The sequence below is a fragment of the Candidatus Poriferisocius sp. genome, assembly GCF_965204015.1.
Taxonomy (GTDB): Bacteria; Actinomycetota; Acidimicrobiia; order Acidimicrobiales; family Bin134; genus Poriferisocius.
Window position 1 is genome coordinate 3,840,469 of sequence record NZ_OZ241965.1, and the last position, 16,932, is coordinate 3,857,400.

The window sequence follows — 16,932 nt, forward strand, 5'->3', positions numbered from 1 at the left end:
AAGTCTATTTGCGGCGGGAGAACCAACCGATGGTCGCCCGTCGCCAATGTCGAGGCGCTTTGCTGGACAAGACGGCAAGCACCCGGTTCTGCCAGCTGCTAATCACCTCGGGCCGGGACTTTGCCGCCGCGGCCAACGCCACTGAGGCCACGGCATCGGCATCTTGCCATCCAATCGAGGGCCACCGGTCCAAGTCCCAGTGACCCCGCTGGTGAAACTCGGTGTGGGTCAGTCCGGGCAACACGGTGGTGACCGTCACCCCAGTGCATTTGTGCTCTTCGTATAGGCCCTCGCCAAAGCTGGTGATGAACGCCTTGGTGGCCGAGTACACCGCGGTCATCGGCATCCCTTGAAGCGAGGCAATGGACGACACCAGGATCACTTGGCCCCGGTCGCGGGCAGTCATAAGTCTTAATGCGGCATGGGTCAGCCGCACTAGCGCCACCACGTTCACATCAATGGTCTCCGACACCTCAGCGAGATCTTGAGCGTGAAACAGTCCCTCGTAGCCCAATCCGGCGTTGTTCACCAGCAGGTCTATGGGGGCCTCCTCGGCCACCACCCGCTTCTCCACCGCGGCCAACCCCTCTGGATCGCACAAGTCGGCCTCCAGCACCTCAACTTCCAATTGCCCCCCGCTGGCCCGCAACTCAGAGGCCAGTTCCTCCAACCGGTCGCCACTACGGGCTACCAGCACCAAGTCAACCCCCGCAGCAGCCAATTGCACAGCCATCGCCCGCCCAATTCCGGTCGATGCCCCAGTGACCAACGCCCGCTCCCACCGCGGTCCCCGAGACCTCCCCAAACCCATTCCAAGCACCCCCATTAGGAGCGAAGCCGTCGCTCTCACGCTGACAAATTAGTGGTCGTTCAGCTAACGGTGGCGGAATCGCTGAGCAGGGCGACGTTGTCGTGGGATACCTCCACGAAGCCGCGCTCGACGGCGATGGTGGTCTTGGTGCCTTCGGTGGTGTACACCCGGACGTCGCTGGGCACCAGCACGCCCAGGAAGGGCACGTGGCCGGGCTGGAACGCGATCTCTCCATCGGTGGTGCGGGCCACCACCATCTCGGCTTCGCCGGTGTAGACGATCTCCTCGGGGGAGACGAGCTCGACGTTCAGAGCCACGGTCAGGCTGCCTGGGCCTCGAGTTCGGCGGCCTTGCGGTGGGCGTCTTCGGCGCCGCCGACCATGAAGAAGGCCTGCTCGGGCAGGTCGTCCAGGTCGCCGTTCACCAAGGCCTCGAACGAGTCCACTGTCTCGCCGACGGGGGTGAACACGCCGGGCAAACCGGTGAACACCTCGGCCACGAACATGGGCTGGGACAAGAACCGCTGCACCTTGCGGGCTCGGGACACGATCACCTTGTCCTCCTCCGACAGCTCGTCGAGGCCCAAGATGGCGATGATGTCCTGAAGCTCCTTGTAGCGCTGGAGGATCTCCTGCACCCGGCGGGCCACGCCGTAGTGGCGGTCCCCCACCACCTCGGGAGTGAGGATGGTCGAAGTGGACGCCAGCGGGTCCACCGCCGGGTAGATGCCCAGCGCGGCGATGTCGCGGCTCAGCTCGGTGGTGCCGTCGAAGTGGGTGAACGAGGTGAACGGCGCCGGGTCGGTGTAGTCGTCAGCCGGCACGTACACGGCCTGAAGCGAGGTGATGGAGCGGCCCCGAGTGGAGGTGATGCGCTCTTGGAGTTCGCCCATCTCGTCGGCCAGCGTGGGCTGATAGCCCACCGCGGAGGGCATGCGGCCCAACAGGGTGGACACCTCGGAGCCAGCCTGCACGAAGCGGAAGATGTTGTCGATGAACAGCAGCACGTCCTGGTTCTGCACGTCGCGGAAGTACTCGGCCATGGTCACCCCGGCCAGGCCCACTCGCAGCCGCACGCCGGGGGGCTCGTCCATCTGGCCGAACACCAGGGCGGCCTTGTCCAAAACGCCCGACTCCTCCATCTCCAAGAACAGGTCGGTGCCCTCACGGGTGCGCTCGCCCACTCCGGCGAACACCGACACGCCGCCGTGCTGGGTGGCCACCCGGTTGATCATCTCGGTGATGAGCACCGTCTTGCCCACGCCGGCGCCGCCGAACAGACCGATCTTGCCGCCCTCCTTGTAGGGGGTGAGCAAGTCGATGACCTTGATGCCGGTCTCGAACATGCGGGTGGACGGCTCGAGGGAGTCGAACGAGGGGGCCGGCCGGTGGATCTCCCACTCTTCGCCCACGTCCAGGGTGCTGCGGTCGGTGTCGAGGCAATCCCCCACCACGTTCCACACATGGCCCAGGGTCACATCACCCACTGGGACGGTCATGCCCTGGCCGGTGTTGCGCACCAACGTGCCCCGGGTGAGGCCGTCGGTGGGCTTGAGGGCGATGGCTCGCACCCGGCCCTCGCCGATCTGCTGGGCCACCTCGGCCTTCACGGTCACGGTCTCGCCGTCGACGTTCACGTCGAACTCAAGGGCCGTGTTGATCTCCGGCAGGGCGTCCGGGGGGAACTCGGCGTCGATGACCGGGCCGGCGATTCCGACCACTCGACCGTCTTTGAGGTTCTCCGACATCTGAACTCTTTCTCCTACTGGTTGGCGGTGGCGAGGAGATCGGCGATATCGCCGTCATCGTCCTCATCTTTAAGGGCTTCGGCACCGCCGACGATCTCCATGATCTCGGTGGTGATGGCGTCTTGGCGGGCCCGGTTCATGGCCCGGGTGAGCTTGGTAATCAGCTCCTCGGCGTTGTCGGTGGCAGCTTTCATGGCCCGCTGGCGGTTGGCGTGTTCGGAGGCCGCCGCATCCAACAGCGCCGAGAACAGCCGCGACTCCACATACCGGGGCAAAAGCGACTCCAGCACGCCCTCAGGGGAGGGCTCGAACTCGAAGGCGGCCCGCAGCTCGCCCGTACCGGCCGCGGCGATCACGTCGATGCTCTCCAGCGGCAAAAAGCGCCGAACCGCCACCCGCTGGGTGCCGATGGTGAAGAACTCCATGTAGGTCAAGATCACCTCGTCGATATGGCCCGACTCGAATCGGTCGGCCACGATCTCAGCCACTTGGCGGGCATCGTCGTAGGTGGGGGTGTCGCTCATGCCGGTGAAGGCCTCGTCGATCCGGTAGTTGCGAAACCGGAAGTAGTCCTGGCCCTTCTTGCCGATGAGCATGAGCGAGTAGTCCCGCCCCTTGGTCTGGGCGTCCATCAGCTCTCGCTCGGCGGCCTTGATCACCGAGCTGTTATAGGGACCGGCCAGGCCTCGGTCGGAGGTGATGACCACAAATCCAACTCGGCGAACCGTCTCCCGCCGCTCCAGCAAGGGGTGGGAGGCCTCAGCCCCGCCGGCGGCCACGTCTTCTATGACGCTGGTGAGCTTGGTGGAGTAGGGCCGGGCGGCGTGGGCCCGCTGCTGGGCCTTCACCACCCGGGTGGCGGCTATGAGCTCCATGGCACGGGTGATCTTCTTGGTGGACTGCACCGACGAGATGCGCCGGCGAAGCGCCCGTTCCTGACCACCGGGCATGGATCAGTCTTCCTCGGGCCGCTGAATGTCGGTCTCGGGCAGGGTGTGGTCAGCGTCTACCACCCCGGCCTCGGCATCGGCCTGGGCCTCCGCATCAGGCGCATCGCCCTCGGGCTCGGCCGACGACTCGAACTGGGCTGCGAAAGCCGACACCGCGGCCTCCAGAGCCTCTTCGTCTACCGCACCGGAATCCACCACGGCCGACATGAGGTCGGCGTTGCGGGTCCGGACCCATTCCAACAGCTCAGCTTCGAAACGGGCGACGTCTTCGATGGGGATGGTGTCGAGGTAGCCCCGGGTGCCGGCGTAGAGCGACACAACCTGCTCTTCCACCGGCATGGGCGTCTGGATGCCCTGCTTGAGCAGTTCGGTGAGGCGGTAGCCCCGGTCGAGCTGGGCCTGGGACACCGCGTCCAGGTCGGAACCGAAAGCGGCGAAGGCCTCGAGCTCGCGGAACTGCTGGAGGTCGGCCTTGAGCGTGCCCACCGCGGTCTTCATGGCCTTGATCTGGGCGGCTGAGCCCACTCGGGATACCGAGATTCCCACGTCCACCGCCGGCCGCACCCCCGACTTGAACAGGTCGTCCTGCAAGAAGATCTGCCCGTCGGTGATGGAGATCACGTTGGTTGGGATGTAGGCCGACACGTCGCCGGCCTTGGTCTCGATGATGGGCAGCGCGGTCAGCGATCCCGCCCCTCGCTCGTCGCTCAGCTTGGCCGCCCGCTCGAGCAGCCGGCTGTGCAGGTAGAACACGTCGCCGGGGTAGGCCTCCCGTCCCGGCGGGCGGCGCAGCAGCAGCGCCATCTGGCGGTAGGCCTCGGCCTGCTTCGACAGGTCGTCGTACACCGCTAGGGCGTGGCCTCCATTATCCATCCAGTGCTGGCCCATGGCGCATCCGGCGTAGGGGGCTAGGTACTTGAACGGGGCCGGGTCGGAGGCGGGGGCCACCACGACCACCGTGTACTCCATGGCGCCCCGCTCCGCCAGCGTGGCCACCGCCTGGGCCACGGTAGAGGCCTTTTGGCCGATGGCCACGTAGATGCACTTCACCCCTTGACCCTTCTGGTTCAAGATGGTGTCCATGGCCACCGTGGTCTTGCCCGTCTTGCGGTCGCCAATGATTAGTTCCCGCTGGCCCCGTCCAATGGGGATGAGCGAGTCGATGGCCTTGATGCCGGTCTGAATGGGCTCATGCACCGGCTTGCGGCCGGTGATGCCGGGCGCCTGCACCTCCATGCGGCGGGTGTCGGCGCCGACGATGGGTCCCTTGCCGTCCACCGGCTCGCCCAGGGCGTTCACCACCCGGCCCAAAAGGGCATCGCCCACTGGAACCGACAAGATGTCGCCGGTGGAGCGCACCGCCTGGCCCTCTTCGATCTCGTCCACCTCGCCGAGCACCACGGCGCCGATGGAATCCTCGTCGAGGTTCAGGGCCAGCCCAATGGTCCCGTTCTCGAACTCCAACATCTCGTTCACCGCCGCGCCGGGCAGCCCGGAGATGCGGGCGATGCCGTCGCCCACCTCGGTGATCCGCCCCACCTGGGCCAGCTCAACCTCGGGTTGGAACCCCTCCAGGTTGCGGCGGATGGCCTCGGCGATGGAACCGGTGTCGATGGTCAGCTCTGCCATTGCTCTCCTCGGTCAGAATCGTTCTTCAAGTTGGCTCGCACGGGACTAGAAAGTGTCCCGCAGCTGGCTCAGGCGGTGGCGCACCGATCCGTCGATCACCTCGTCGCCAATGGTGGCCACCACACCACCCATCACGCTGGGATCGACGATCACCTTGATGTCCACCTGATGGCCGGTGGCTGCGCTCAGCGCGGCCGACAGCCGCGCCGCCTGATCGTCAGTAAGCGCCACCGCGGTGCGTACCTCGGCCACCGAGCGGCCCCGGTCGCGGGCGTTGATCTCCACCGCCTCCCGAGCAATGCCGGCCAGATCGGACGACCGTCCCGCGGCCACGATCATGGACACCACCGCGGTGGTGGTCTCCAAGGCCTGGCCGCCCAGCAGGTCTTCCACGATCTGCTGGCGGCGGGCCGCGGGGATTTGCCGGTCGGACAGCGTCATCCGCAGCTCGTCGGAGCCCTCCAGCGCCCGAGCGACGCGGAACAGCTCGTCAGACACCGCGTCGAGGTTGCCCTCGGCCCGGGCCACCGCGGCCACGGCGTCGGCGTAACTGGCAGATCGCTCAGCCATTTCTTCAGCCTTGGCCCGCGCCCACGCTGGCGATGTAGTCGTCGACCAACTGGCGCTGCATCTCCGGGTCTTCCAGGCTGCGGCCCAGCACCGCTTCGGCCGCGCCGAGGGCGATGTCGGACACCTCCGACTGCAAGTCGGCGATGGCTTGGCGCTTGGAGGCCTCGACGTCGGCCGCGGCCCGCTCCCGCATGTCGGCGATATCGGCCTCGGCCCGAGCCTGAAGATCAGCCCGCACCGCGGCGGCCTGGTCCCGAGCCTCGTCCACGAGGCGAGCCGCCTCAGTCTTGGCGTCGGCCAGATTGGCCTCGTAGTTGGCCTTCACCTCGGCGGCCTCGGCCCGGAGCCGGTCGGCGTCGTCGATGGCGTCTTGGATCCGCTGGGTGCGCTGTTCCATGAGGTTCTTCACCGGCGGGAACAGCTTCCAGGTCATCAGGGCCAAAAGGATCACAAATGCCAATCCACCCCAGATGATCTCGGTGACTTCCGGGATGATGGGGTTGGGCGCCTCAAGGCAGCCTTCGAGGTCGTCTCCAAAGGCCTCTTTGAGTTCTTCGGCGTGTTCGTCGCCGGCCGCGGCCAGTGTCTTCAAGTTCTTGGCTGCGGTAAAGCCCTCTCCCTCAATGCCTTCGAACTCGGCCACGGCAATCTCATCGAGAATGCAGGAGCCCACGGTCTCCGCGGCGCTGGCCACTGACGTGCTGAATACGACCGCGACCACCACAACGGCAGCCGCGGCCCAAAGCCGCCGCATCATGCGAACGCAAGAAGGACGAAGACGACGAATCCGATGAGAGCCAGCGCCTCGGTAAAGGCGATGCCCAAGAACATCGTGGTCCGGGCCACACCGGCCGACTCGGGCTGACGGGCCATGGCGGTGATGGCGTTCCCCACCACGATGCCGATACCGACGCCGGGTCCGATGGCGGCGAGGCCATAGCCAAGTCCGGCGCCGATGGCTTTCATGCCAGCTTCACCGTCACCGATTAACTCGGCAAGGATGGCAGAAATCAGTGCAAGCAAGGTTTTCTCCTAATGCTCAGGGTGTAGGGACCCGCCGATGTACACGGCGGTGAGAATGGTGAAAATGAAGGCCTGAAGGGCCGAGACGAAGATCTCGAACGCGGTGAGCAGAATCAGCATGGCAAACGGAAGCACTGCGGGAACGTAGAGGGTTCCCCAAAGGGCGGCCGAAAGCACGGCGAAAGTCACCAGCAGCAAGTGACCGGCCACCATGTTGGCCCAGAGCCGGATGGCTAGCGACAGGGGTCGGATCAAGATGATCTGAAGCAGTTCGATGGGTACCACGAGGACATAGAGAAACGTGGGTACGCCGGGTGGGAACAGCGCGCTCTTGAAATACTGAAAGAAACCTTGGGCTCGAATCCCCACCACGTGGTAGACGCCCCATACCACCAGAGCAAGCAGGAGGGGAATTGCCATGCGAGAGTTGGCCGGGAACTGTATGAACGGGACGACCTCGAAGATGTTGCTAAAGAGCACGAAGAAGAAGATCGTGGTCAAGAAGGGCAGATACCGGCGGCCGTCGGGGCCGATGGTCTGCATGACGATGTTGTTCTCCACGAACTCAACACTCGCCTCGACAACCGTCTGCGTCCCGGTGGGCACCAGCGCGCGGCGTCGGCCCGCAGCCCAGAACAGCCCGGCGGTCAGTAGCAGCGCGGCGATATAGATCAACCCGGTCTTGTTGAGCGCCACCGGTGTGTCGGTGAACAAGAAGTCCGGCCAATTGAAGAGTTGCGAGACTGGCGGAAAGTCCAGGGCAAACACGTTCACTGAGTGGCTCCTTGTGGCTTCAAGCCGGGGTAAGCGAGGGACATGGAGACATACCGGGTCTCCCAAACGAGCAGAACAATATGGGCCGCGACCAGGGTGATGACAAACGGCAGCGCCTCAAACCAGCCGGCATTCCTCACCAAGAAGTAGGCCCCGGTGAGAATGCCCAGGCGAATGAAGTAGCCGCCCATCACCCCGGCCATGAGCATGGTGGGGGAAATCCGCATCGACCAGGTGATGAGTGAGGCGGCCAGCCAAAAGTTGAACAGGATCAAGCCAAGGGCGAAGCCGCTCGACCACAAACCATCGAAGCCCCATACCCCGGCGCACACTCCCACCAGCACCGGACCGCCGATCAACCCTCGGCGGATGATGTCGTGTGCTACCGCCCGCTCCGGTGCCTCCTCACCCGTTTCCGACACTTGCTCAGCCATCAGCGGCCTCTGGCTCAGAATCAGTCCGCCGGCTGGGCAGGTTGCGGTCGTAGGCGTCCATGCGATCGCTATAGGTCTTTACGGCCTTCCACCCGGCGTAGACCGCGGTCAACAAGCACAACACCAGCGTGAAGATCGGCTGGGTGTCGAGGGCACGATCGATGAGCCAGCCGAAGAAAGCGAACACCGCCGGGGTGGCCACCAACTCGAAGGCGATGGAGAGGGCATCTCCCGCGCTCTGGCGGTTGTGTAGCTGGCGATTCTGCGTCATTGCAGTTGGCACGAATTGGGCCCCTATGGCAAGCGGATTGGCCTCGCCGAAATGGTTTCGCGTACCAGCCTACGGGGCCAAATCATCAGCCTGGCTGTCAAGAGAGACGATCACGGAGTGCGGCGGCGCAAGATGGGGTGAAAAACGGTGTACAGCACCAACACCAGCACCGCGGCGGCCGGGACCATGATCACCTCCCCCTCCCCGGTGTAGGTGGGATACAGCACCAGGGTGGACATCAAGGCGGTGAACAGCCAGAGGATCAGCACGCTGCGGCGATGGCCGTGGCCCAGGCTCATCAACCGGTGGTGCAGGTGCTCCTTGTCGGGAGCGGTGATGCTGGTGCGGGCCCGAGTCCGCCGCAGCACCGCCCAAAGCACGTCCACTACCGGCACCGCCAGGATGATGAGCGGGATGAGCATGGGGGCGAACAGGAAGTAGGTCTGACCGGCGAACGGCTCGCTGCTGCGCCCCCCCACTGAAACAGTGGAAGCGGCCAGCAGCGTGCCCAGAAACAGCGCTCCGCCGTCGCCCATGAAGATGCGGGCCCGGTGGAAGTTCTGGGGAAGGAACCCCAAAGCCACTCCGGCGGCAACGATCGCTATCAGCGGCCCGATGTTGTTGGGCAAGAGCACCTCTTCATCGGTGAGCTTTATGGAGTACACAAAGAACGTGAGCCCGGCGATGGCCACGATGCCCGCGGCCAGCCCGTCCAGGCCGTCGATCAGGTTGATGGCGTTGGCGATGGCCACCAGCCACAGCACCGTGACCACGAAGGCCAGGTCTTGGGACAGGATCAGCGCATCCAGCACCGGCAGCCTCAGGTTCAACACGGTCACTCCGGCGAACGACAGGATGCTGCCGGCCAGCACCATGGAGGCCACTTTGGCCGGGGCTGACATCTCCCTCACGTCGTCGTAGGTGCCGAACACGATCATCACCAGCGCGGCGACCACGATGCCCGCCGGTTCCGAGGCAGTGGCGAACACCACATCGAAGTCGCTTATCAGCCAAGCGGTGCCCATGGCCGACAGAAAGCCGATGAACATGGCCACCCCGCCGAGCACCGCAGTCGAGCGCTCGTGGACTCGTCGGGCATCGGGCTCCACCATGAGGCCCCAGCGCTCGCTGATCCGGCGCAGCACCGGCGTGGCCACCAGCGTGACTCCCGCAGCCACCGCGAAGACGATGAGATAGCTATCGAGATCGGGGGCCATGGCGGTGAGAGGCGCCCTTTGCGACGCCTATCCGGCCAGTGAATAGGGGGTAAAACGCCGGCAGAGGTCAGAGACCTCGGAGCGGACGTCGGCCACTGCGCCATCGTCGTCGCGCTGGCGCAGGGTCCGGCCGATCAAGGTGGCGATAAGGCCCATTTCCGCCGGGCCCATACCCTGAGTGGTGGTGGCCGGTGTGCCGATCCGCACCCCGCTGGTAACGAATGGCGACCGAGGGTCGTCGGGCACAGTGTTCTTGTTGAGGGTAATTCCCGCTCGGTCGAGCACCTCTTGGGCCACCTTGCCGGTGAGCTCATCGTCGAAGGCTCGCAGATCCACCAGCAGCAGGTGGTTGTCGCTGCCTCCCGACACCAAGCGGAACCCCTCCTCGGCCAGCCCCTTCACCAGTGCCCCGCTGTTTTGCACGATGCGGCCGGCATAGTCGGCGAACTCGGGGGTGGCGGCCTCGCCGAAGGCCACCGCCTTGGCCGCGATCACATGCTCTAGGGGGCCGCCCTGGAGGCCGGGGAACAGGGCCTTGTCGATGGCCGGGGCCAGATCTTGGGTACACAGGATGGCTCCGCCTCGGGGGCCGCGCAGCGTCTTGTGGGTGGTGAAGGTGACGATGTCGGAGTACGGCACCGGATTGGGGTGCTTGCCGCCGGCGATCAGCCCGGCGATGTGAGCTGCGTCGAACATGAACAGGGCGCCCACCTCGTCGGCGATGGAGCGGAACGGCGCAGGGTCGATGATGCGGGGATAGGCGGTGGCGCCGGCCACGATCAGCTTGGGCCGGTGTTCGAGGGCCAAGTCCCGCACCTGGTCGTAGTCGATGCGCTCGTCACTGGGGGTTACCCCGTAGGCCACGAAGTGGTAGGTGCGTCCGCTGATGTTGACCGGGGAGCCGTGGGTGAGGTGCCCTCCGTGGTCCAGGCTCATCCCCAGCACCGTGTCGCCCGCCTCCAACACGGCCAGGTAGGCGGCCACGTTGGCGTTGGCCCCTGAATGGGGCTGAACGTTGGCGTGGTCGGCTCCGAAAAGGGCGGTGGCGCGTTCTCGGGCGATGGACTCCACCTCGTCGATCACCATGTTGCCGCCGTAGTAGCGGCGGCCGGGATAGCCCTCGCTGTACTTGTTGGTGAGCACCGACCCGGTAGCCGACAACACCGCAGGCGAGGCGAAGTTCTCCGAAGCGATGAGCTGCACGGTGGTGTTCTGGCGCTCCACCTCCCGGCGGACCATGTCGAACACCGGGTCGTTATTGCTGTCCGGCCACATCACGGGGCTACCTCTTCTGTGGGCAACAGGGCGTCGATCTTGGCCACCCGGGGAACGTGGCGACCCTTCTCGAAGGTGGCTCCAAGGAAGGTGTCCAGGGCTTCTCGAGCCGCCTCGGGGCCGATCAGCCTCTCCCCCAGGCAGATCACGTTGGCGTCATTGTGCTCCCGGGTAAGCCGGGCTGAAGTCACGTCGTGCACGGTGGCTGCTCGCACGCCGGGTACCTTGTTGGCCGCCATGGCGATCCCGATGCCGGTGCCGCATACGCATAGGCCCAAGTCGACCTCGCCGGCGGCCACCTTGCGGGCCACCGCCTCGCCGTAGTCGGGATAGTCCACCCGATCGAGGCCATGGGTGCCGCAGTCGATGACCTCGTGTCCCAACTCCCGCAAATGGGTCACCAGCACATCCTTCAACTGCACCCCAGCGTGATCGGCCCCGGCGGCGACTCGCGGCATATGGGTCAATCTATCCAGCCCGCAGCCTGATTGATGACTCTTTACTGCGATCTTCCACTCCTATGTGAATGAGATCGGCGACTGGAGCCACCAGGGGCGGTCGCTGGTCCTTATCTCAATCACCCACTTCACCCACCACAGCCCCCGCCGCCCGGGGGCCACCAGTCGAGCCGGGGCGCCGTGGCCGCGCGACAGGGGCTCTCCGCCCAACTGGTGGGCCAACATCATCTTGTCGACGTCGCCGAGGGGAAAGCGGCGGGTGTAGCCGGTGGCTGAGCGCACCTCCAGGCTGCGGCCAGTGGCCCCCGGACCGAGAAGGTCGGACAGCATGACCCCGGTCCAGTCCTGGGTGCTGTACCACCCGTTGGTGCAGTCCAGGGTGGCCTCTTTGGTCGTGGCGTGGGCAGCAAGCTCCTGGTAGTCCACATCTCGGTGCACCGAGCCCCGGAGGCGGAGCACCCAGTCGGATGGGTCGATACGAGGGGGCGAGTCGGTGAACCACTGCACCACCGGCATCTCTCGAGGCTGGCCCGAGCCCACTTCATGGGAGCCGGTGAAGCGCCGGTCGGCCGCAGCCCATCGGTCGAAGACCGAGCGGAGCCCGAAAGCGATCCCGGCCACTCCCAGCGCTTGAAGCCACGTGCGCCGTGAGAGGTCGATCGGACGGACCCGCTGGGGACGGGTCACCACGTGCAACATCGCCAGCGGCACGGCGCCGATGGCGAAGATGACGTGCAGGCCGATGGGCGACCACAGGCCGAACGGCTCCCAGATGTCGAGGGTGTGGATCAGCCCGGTGATCAGCGCACCGGTGACAACGGTGGCCAGCGCAATGGAAGCGAAGCGATTGGGACGACGGCGGCTGAGACCGCGTTGCACAACCGGTGACTTTGGGCGGGCCAGAACCAGAACGACGAAGCCGAGCACACCGTGCAGCGTCACCAGCCACGCGGTGGAGGAACTTCCAAGCAAAAACGATGCACCACCGGTAATCAAGGCCAAGGTCAACGTGATGAGCAAGGCCAAGTTGGTCTTGCGGCCTAAGGCGCTGGATCTGCTGGGGCGCGAAGTGGTCTTGCGACCTCGCGAGACCGCGCTCTCGGCCCGATTCATTCCAAAACCCCATCGACCACCACGGCCCCTTGGCGAAGGACTGAGAGCCCGTCTTCGGTCACCTCGACGACGGTGGATGCAGGAGCCTGGAGCTGGCCGCCGTCGATCACCAACTGCACGGTGGGAAAGGCGGCAGCCGCTTCAGCTGCGGTGTAGGGGGTGGGGTGGCCGCTCAGGTTGGCGCTGGTGGTGGCCATTGGGCCGACCTCTGAGGCCAAGGCGTGCACCAGCGGGTGGTTGGGACAGCGCACACCGCAGCCGTCTTGGACGATGGTGAGAGCTCCCGGCCAGAACTCCTCCATGAGCCGGCGGGTGACGGGCAGCGGATCGAACATCTGTTCGGCGTCGGCCGGGCGGGCCACCAGGATGGCCACCGCTTTGTCGGGTGGGCGCTGTTTGAGCTCGAACAGCAGATCGACGTTCTCCGGGAGGGCGGCCAGGCCGTACACCGTGTCGGTGGGGATGATCACCGCCCGGCCCGCACGCAGCTCGGTGGCGGCCATTTCCATCAACTCGGCGGGGCCGCCCATGCTCAGTGGCTTCGACATTGCAGCACCCGATCTCGACCGGCGAGATCAGCGTGGATCGCCTCTACGGTCAGCCCTTGGGCCACCGCAATGCCCGCGGCCTTGTCCATCTGGTCGGGGGACAGTTCCAGCAGCACCGACCCCCCGGCACTCAACCACCTACCGGCGTCGGCCAATATCTGGCGAGCTCCGTCCAGACCGTCGGGACCGCCCCGCAGGGCCAGCGCCGGTTCCCATTCGGTCACGTTCGCGGGCAGCGCCTCGTCGTCGCGAACATACGGCGGGTTGCTCACCACCACATCCACCATTCCGACCAGCGACTGGGGCAGAGCCTCGAACCACGACCCCTGCCCGATCGACACCCGCACCGCGGCCCGGCCCAATCCGGCCAAGTTGGCCCGGGCCACGCCCAGTGCGTCGGACGACACGTCGGTCAGCATGACGCGGGCCGTCTCGCACTCTGCGGCCACCGCCAGGCCCACCGCCCCGCTACCGGTGCCCAGGTCTGCTACCACGCCGCCGGGGGGATCGCGGCGGGAGAGCTCGGCGATGGCCAGCCCGGCCAGCGTCTCGGTCTCGGGGCGGGGAATGAGCACCGCGGGGCTCACCATCAGGTCCAGCCCCCGAAATCCCCAGCGCCCGAGCACATACTGCAACGGCTCACCGGCCAAGAGGCGGTCCAGCATGGCGTCGAGATAGGCCAACTGCCGCCGGGTGGCCGCCTTGGTCAGGCCGACGTAGTACTCGCCGCCCTCATACCCCGACGCCTGCTCCACCAGGCGACGCGCCTGAGCCTGTGCATCGGCGACGCCGATTTCCCCGAGGCGGCGGGCGGCCTCGGAGGCCACATGGCCCCAAGTCACCGGCTCCGCCGCCAGGCTCACGATCCGACCAAGATGTCCTGGCGCTCGGCTTCGGCCAGGGCATCCACCACCTCGTCCAATCCCCCGGCCAGGATGCGATCCAACTTGTACAAAGTCAGGCCGATGCGATGGTCGGACACCCGGTTCTCCTTGAAGTTGTAGGTGCGGATCTTCTCCGATCGGCCCCCGCCGCCCACTTGGCCTCGGCGCTGCTCCGACAGCTCGTCCTGACGGCGCTGCTGCTCGGCCTGGAGCAGCCGGGCTCGCAACACAGCCATCGCCTTGTTGCGGTTCTGGAGTTGGCTCTTCTCGTCCTGCATCGAGACCACCATCCCGGTGGGCTTGTGGGTGATGCGGACGGCGGAGTCGGTGGTGTTCACCGACTGGCCTCCCGGCCCTGACGACCGGTAGACGTCAACCTGGAGGTCCTTCTCGTCGATTTGAACCTCTACTTCCTCGGCTTCGGGCAGCACCGACACGGTGGCCGACGACGTGTGCACCCGGCCCTGCGACTCGGTCACCGGAACCCGCTGCACCCGGTGGGGACCGCCCTCGTACTTCATCTTGCGCCACACGTCGTCGCCCCGAAGCATGAACACCACGTCGGTGTAGCCCCCCATGTCGGAGTTCTGGGCGTTCATCATCTCCAGCTCCCAGCGGTTCTGTCCGGCGAAGGCCTGGTACATGTCGAACAGGTCCCGGGCGAACAAGTTGGCCTCCTCTCCCCCCTCGGCGCCTTTGATCTCCACGATCACGTTCTTGCCGTCATTGGGGTCTCTTGGGGCCATCAGCTCGGCCAGTTCGGCCACCAGCCCATCAGCGGCGACAGTTGCCGTCTCGATCTCTGCTTCCAGCAGTTCCTGCTCAGCGCCGTCGGCCTCGGCCAGCATCTCGGTAGCTGTTTCGATGTCCTCCTGATGACCCCGCAGCTCCCGAATGCGGACCGCCTTGGCCTCCAGCTCCTTGTAGCGCTTAGCCACGGCGGTATAGCCATCTCGATCGGCCAGCAGTTCCGGGTCGGCCAGTTGCTCCTCGAGCGCGTTGAACTCCGCCTCTATCTCCTCGTAGGCAGGGTTCCCTTCCATGGGTTCAAACTACCGCTGGCAAGCTACCGCTGGACGGAGTTGGGAACGGGAACAGAAATGCAGGGGCAGCGCTAACTGGGCGCTATTTGGACGAGCGCTTGCGCTGGCCGTAGCGGCGCTCGAACCGCTCCACCCGGCCGGCGGTGTCCACAATGGTCATCTGTCCAGTGAAGAACGGATGGCTGGCGCTGGAGATCCCCACCTTGGCCAAGGGGTACTCGTTGCCGTCTTCCCACACCACGGTCTCGGTGGTCTCGATGGTGGACCGGGTCAGAAAGGAAGTGCCCGCGGAGGTGTCCTGGAACACCACCATGCGGTACTCGGGATGAATATCAGGCTTCATGCTCCTCCTAGCCTCACACCCCGGCGGGGCCCTTGGCTACTTCTTCTAGGAAGGCGGCGTTGTTGGGGAAGGTCCGCAGGCGGTCCATGAGGAGCTCCAAGCCGGCGGCCCCGCCCCCGTTGCCGTCGCTGGAGAGGCCGTTGAGCACTCGCCGCAGCTTCCACACCTGCTGAAGCTGACGGCGCTCGAACAGCAGCTCCTCGTGGCGAGTCGAAGAGGCGTCGACGTTGATGGCCGGGTAGATGCGCCGCTCGGCGACGTGCCGGTCGAGGCGCAGCTCCATGTTGCCGGTGCCTTTGAACTCCTCGAATATCACCTCGTCCATGCGGGATCCGGTCTCCACCAGCGCGGTGGCCAGGATGGTGAGCGAGCCGCCCTCCTCCACGTTGCGGGCCGCTCCGAAGAACTTCTTGGGGGGGTACAGGGCGCCGGTGTCGATACCGCCAGACATGATGCGCCCGGTGGCCGGAGCAGCGAGGTTGTACGCCCTCGATAGCCGGGTGATGCCGTCGAGCATGATCACCACGTCTTCGCCTCGCTCCACCATGCGCTTGGCCCGCTCGATGGTCATTTCCGCGACGTGGGTGTGCTCATCGGCCGGACGGTCGAAAGTGGACGCAGCCACCTCGCCCCGCAGCAGCCAACGCCGCATGTCGGTGACCTCCTCGGGCCGCTCGTCCACCAGCAGCACCAGCAGGTGCACTTCGGGGTTGTTGAGCTCGATAGACCGGGCGATCTCCTTCATGATGGTGGTCTTGCCCGCTTTGGGGGGCGACACGATCAAGCCGCGCTGGCCCTTGCCGATGGGCGACAGGAGGTCGATAATCCGACAGGTCATGTTGGTCGGGTCGTCGACTCGCTCCAATCTGAGGTTCTCATCGGGGAACAGCGGGGTGAGGTCTTCGAACTTGGGCCGCTGTTTGACCGATTCGGGGGGCTGCCCGTTGACGCTGTCGATGTGCAGGAGGGCCGGGTTCTTCTCGTTGCGGGTGGCTGGCCGGCAGCCGCCGGTGATGTAGTCACCCTTGCGCAGCCCGAACTGGCGGACCTGCTTGACCGATACGTAGGCATCTTCCTTGCTGGGGTGGAAGCCCTTGATCCGCAAGAAGCCGTAGCCGTCGTCCCTCAAGTCCAGATAGCCGGAGATGGCGATCGGATCGCCCTCCCAGGGCTCCTCCGGCCGGTCCCGGTCGTTGCGGCCCCGACCTCGGCGCCGGCGGCGATTGCCGGCCTCGGGTTGATCGTCCTGGTGGCGGGGCCGGTCTTGGCGGTCTCCGCGCTCTTGGCGGTCCCCGTCCTGGCGATCCCCACGCTCTTGGCGGGGCCGGTCCTGGCGGTCCCCGTCTTGGCGGTCTCCGCGCTCTTGGCGGGGCCGGTCCTGGCGATCACGGTTCTGACGTTCGCCGCGGTCTTTTTCTGAGCGGTCGCGGTCGACGGTCTCTTCGGCAGTGGTTTCCTCGACGGTGGCGTCCTCGGCCGGTTTCTCTTCCTGTGTTTCTGGTTCATCGGTGGTCGAGGACTCGGCCTGCCGGGCTTCAACCGGCTCGGCCTCATCCTCGGCCTCGTCCTTGGTCTCTTCCCCGTCGGCCGAGTCATCGGCGCTCGTCGTTTGAACGGGGGCGGCCCCGTTGCCGGCCGAGTCGAGCGCGGCCTGGCCTTCGCCGTCGGCGCCGATACCGGCAAGCTCGAGGATCATGTCCACGATGTCTGCTTTGCGGGCTTTTGCGTCTGGTCGCCCGCCCATGGCCCTGGCGATGATCTGAAGCTGCGCCCGGTCTTTGCGTTGCAGTTTGGACCGGGACAGCTCAGTGGTCTCTACGCTCACGTTTCTCCCTTGAATTG

Annotated in this window: 20 protein-coding genes; all 20 read right to left on the reverse strand. The window is 65.8% G+C overall.

Annotation, left to right across the window (positions count from 1 at the left end):
• Nucleotides 1–4: 4 nt before the first annotated feature.
• Nucleotides 5–826: an SDR family NAD(P)-dependent oxidoreductase gene (locus ACOGJC_RS17415; RefSeq protein WP_419848264.1), complete on the reverse strand. Its 822-nt coding sequence runs from the start codon at nt 824–826 to the stop codon at nt 5–7.
• Between the two features lie 44 nt (nt 827–870).
• The gene (locus ACOGJC_RS17420) at nt 871–1,128 is read right to left on the reverse strand and encodes a F0F1 ATP synthase subunit epsilon (RefSeq protein WP_419846261.1); all 258 of its coding nucleotides are present in this window, start codon (nt 1,126–1,128) and stop codon (nt 871–873) included.
• A gap of 2 nt (nt 1,129–1,130) precedes the next feature.
• The gene (gene atpD / locus ACOGJC_RS17425) at nt 1,131–2,558 is read right to left on the reverse strand and encodes a F0F1 ATP synthase subunit beta (protein WP_419846262.1); all 1,428 of its coding nucleotides are present in this window, start codon (nt 2,556–2,558) and stop codon (nt 1,131–1,133) included.
• Between the two features lie 14 nt (nt 2,559–2,572).
• The gene (locus ACOGJC_RS17430) at nt 2,573–3,508 is read right to left on the reverse strand and encodes a F0F1 ATP synthase subunit gamma (protein WP_419846263.1); all 936 of its coding nucleotides are present in this window, start codon (nt 3,506–3,508) and stop codon (nt 2,573–2,575) included.
• 3 nt (nt 3,509–3,511) lie between these two features.
• Nucleotides 3,512–5,137, reverse strand: coding sequence for a F0F1 ATP synthase subunit alpha (atpA, locus tag ACOGJC_RS17435; RefSeq protein ID WP_419846264.1), 1,626 nt, complete (start codon nt 5,135–5,137; stop codon nt 3,512–3,514).
• 45 nt (nt 5,138–5,182) lie between these two features.
• Nucleotides 5,183–5,707, reverse strand: coding sequence for an ATP synthase F1 subunit delta (atpH, locus tag ACOGJC_RS17440; protein ID WP_419846265.1), 525 nt, complete (start codon nt 5,705–5,707; stop codon nt 5,183–5,185).
• A 4-nt stretch (nt 5,708–5,711) separates the two neighbouring features.
• Nucleotides 5,712–6,461 (reverse strand): F0F1 ATP synthase subunit B, encoded by a 750-nt coding sequence (atpF, locus tag ACOGJC_RS17445; RefSeq protein WP_419846266.1) that lies wholly within the window; start codon nt 6,459–6,461, stop codon nt 5,712–5,714.
• A complete protein-coding gene (gene atpE, locus ACOGJC_RS17450; protein WP_419848265.1) occupies nt 6,461–6,673 on the reverse strand; it encodes an ATP synthase F0 subunit C in 213 nt (70 codons plus the stop codon). The genes atpF and atpE overlap by 1 nt, the downstream gene beginning before the upstream one ends.
• 66 nt (nt 6,674–6,739) lie before the next feature.
• Nucleotides 6,740–7,504: a F0F1 ATP synthase subunit A gene (atpB, locus tag ACOGJC_RS17455; protein ID WP_419846267.1), complete on the reverse strand. Its 765-nt coding sequence runs from the start codon at nt 7,502–7,504 to the stop codon at nt 6,740–6,742.
• Nucleotides 7,501–7,938: an ATP synthase subunit I gene (locus tag ACOGJC_RS17460; RefSeq protein ID WP_419846268.1), complete on the reverse strand. Its 438-nt coding sequence runs from the start codon at nt 7,936–7,938 to the stop codon at nt 7,501–7,503. The genes atpB and ACOGJC_RS17460 overlap by 4 nt, the downstream gene beginning before the upstream one ends.
• Nucleotides 7,931–8,221 carry an AtpZ/AtpI family protein gene (locus ACOGJC_RS17465; protein ID WP_419846269.1) on the reverse strand — a complete coding sequence of 97 codons (291 nt, stop codon included), beginning with the start codon at nt 8,219–8,221 and terminating at the stop codon, nt 7,931–7,933. The genes ACOGJC_RS17460 and ACOGJC_RS17465 overlap by 8 nt, the downstream gene beginning before the upstream one ends.
• A 98-nt stretch (nt 8,222–8,319) precedes the next feature.
• Complete coding sequence (locus tag ACOGJC_RS17470) at nt 8,320–9,426, reverse strand: glycosyltransferase family 4 protein (RefSeq protein ID WP_419846270.1); 1,107 nt, start codon at nt 9,424–9,426, stop codon at nt 8,320–8,322.
• A 27-nt stretch (nt 9,427–9,453) separates the two neighbouring features.
• Nucleotides 9,454–10,701: a serine hydroxymethyltransferase gene (gene glyA / locus ACOGJC_RS17475; protein WP_419848266.1), complete on the reverse strand. Its 1,248-nt coding sequence runs from the start codon at nt 10,699–10,701 to the stop codon at nt 9,454–9,456.
• Nucleotides 10,701–11,159 carry a ribose 5-phosphate isomerase B gene (gene rpiB / locus ACOGJC_RS17480; RefSeq protein WP_419846271.1) on the reverse strand — a complete coding sequence of 153 codons (459 nt, stop codon included), beginning with the start codon at nt 11,157–11,159 and terminating at the stop codon, nt 10,701–10,703. The genes glyA and rpiB overlap by 1 nt, the downstream gene beginning before the upstream one ends.
• A 60-nt stretch (nt 11,160–11,219) precedes the next feature.
• Nucleotides 11,220–12,272 carry a molybdopterin-dependent oxidoreductase gene (locus tag ACOGJC_RS17485; RefSeq protein ID WP_419846272.1) on the reverse strand — a complete coding sequence of 351 codons (1,053 nt, stop codon included), beginning with the start codon at nt 12,270–12,272 and terminating at the stop codon, nt 11,220–11,222.
• Nucleotides 12,269–12,820, reverse strand: coding sequence for an L-threonylcarbamoyladenylate synthase (locus tag ACOGJC_RS17490; protein WP_419846273.1), 552 nt, complete (start codon nt 12,818–12,820; stop codon nt 12,269–12,271). The genes ACOGJC_RS17485 and ACOGJC_RS17490 overlap by 4 nt, the downstream gene beginning before the upstream one ends.
• Entirely contained in the window at nt 12,805–13,683 is an 879-nt protein-coding gene (gene prmC / locus ACOGJC_RS17495; protein ID WP_419846274.1) for a peptide chain release factor N(5)-glutamine methyltransferase, read from the reverse strand. Before prmC ends, ACOGJC_RS17490 begins: the two co-directional genes overlap by 16 nt.
• Nucleotides 13,680–14,747: a peptide chain release factor 1 gene (gene prfA / locus ACOGJC_RS17500; protein WP_419846275.1), complete on the reverse strand. Its 1,068-nt coding sequence runs from the start codon at nt 14,745–14,747 to the stop codon at nt 13,680–13,682. The genes prmC and prfA overlap by 4 nt, the downstream gene beginning before the upstream one ends.
• 82 nt (nt 14,748–14,829) lie before the next feature.
• Nucleotides 14,830–15,090 (reverse strand): type B 50S ribosomal protein L31, encoded by a 261-nt coding sequence (locus ACOGJC_RS17505; protein WP_419846276.1) that lies wholly within the window; start codon nt 15,088–15,090, stop codon nt 14,830–14,832.
• Nucleotides 15,091–15,103: 13 nt separating this feature from the next.
• Entirely contained in the window at nt 15,104–16,834 is a 1,731-nt protein-coding gene (rho, locus tag ACOGJC_RS17510; protein ID WP_419848267.1) for a transcription termination factor Rho, read from the reverse strand.
• Nucleotides 16,835–16,932 lie beyond the last annotated feature (98 nt).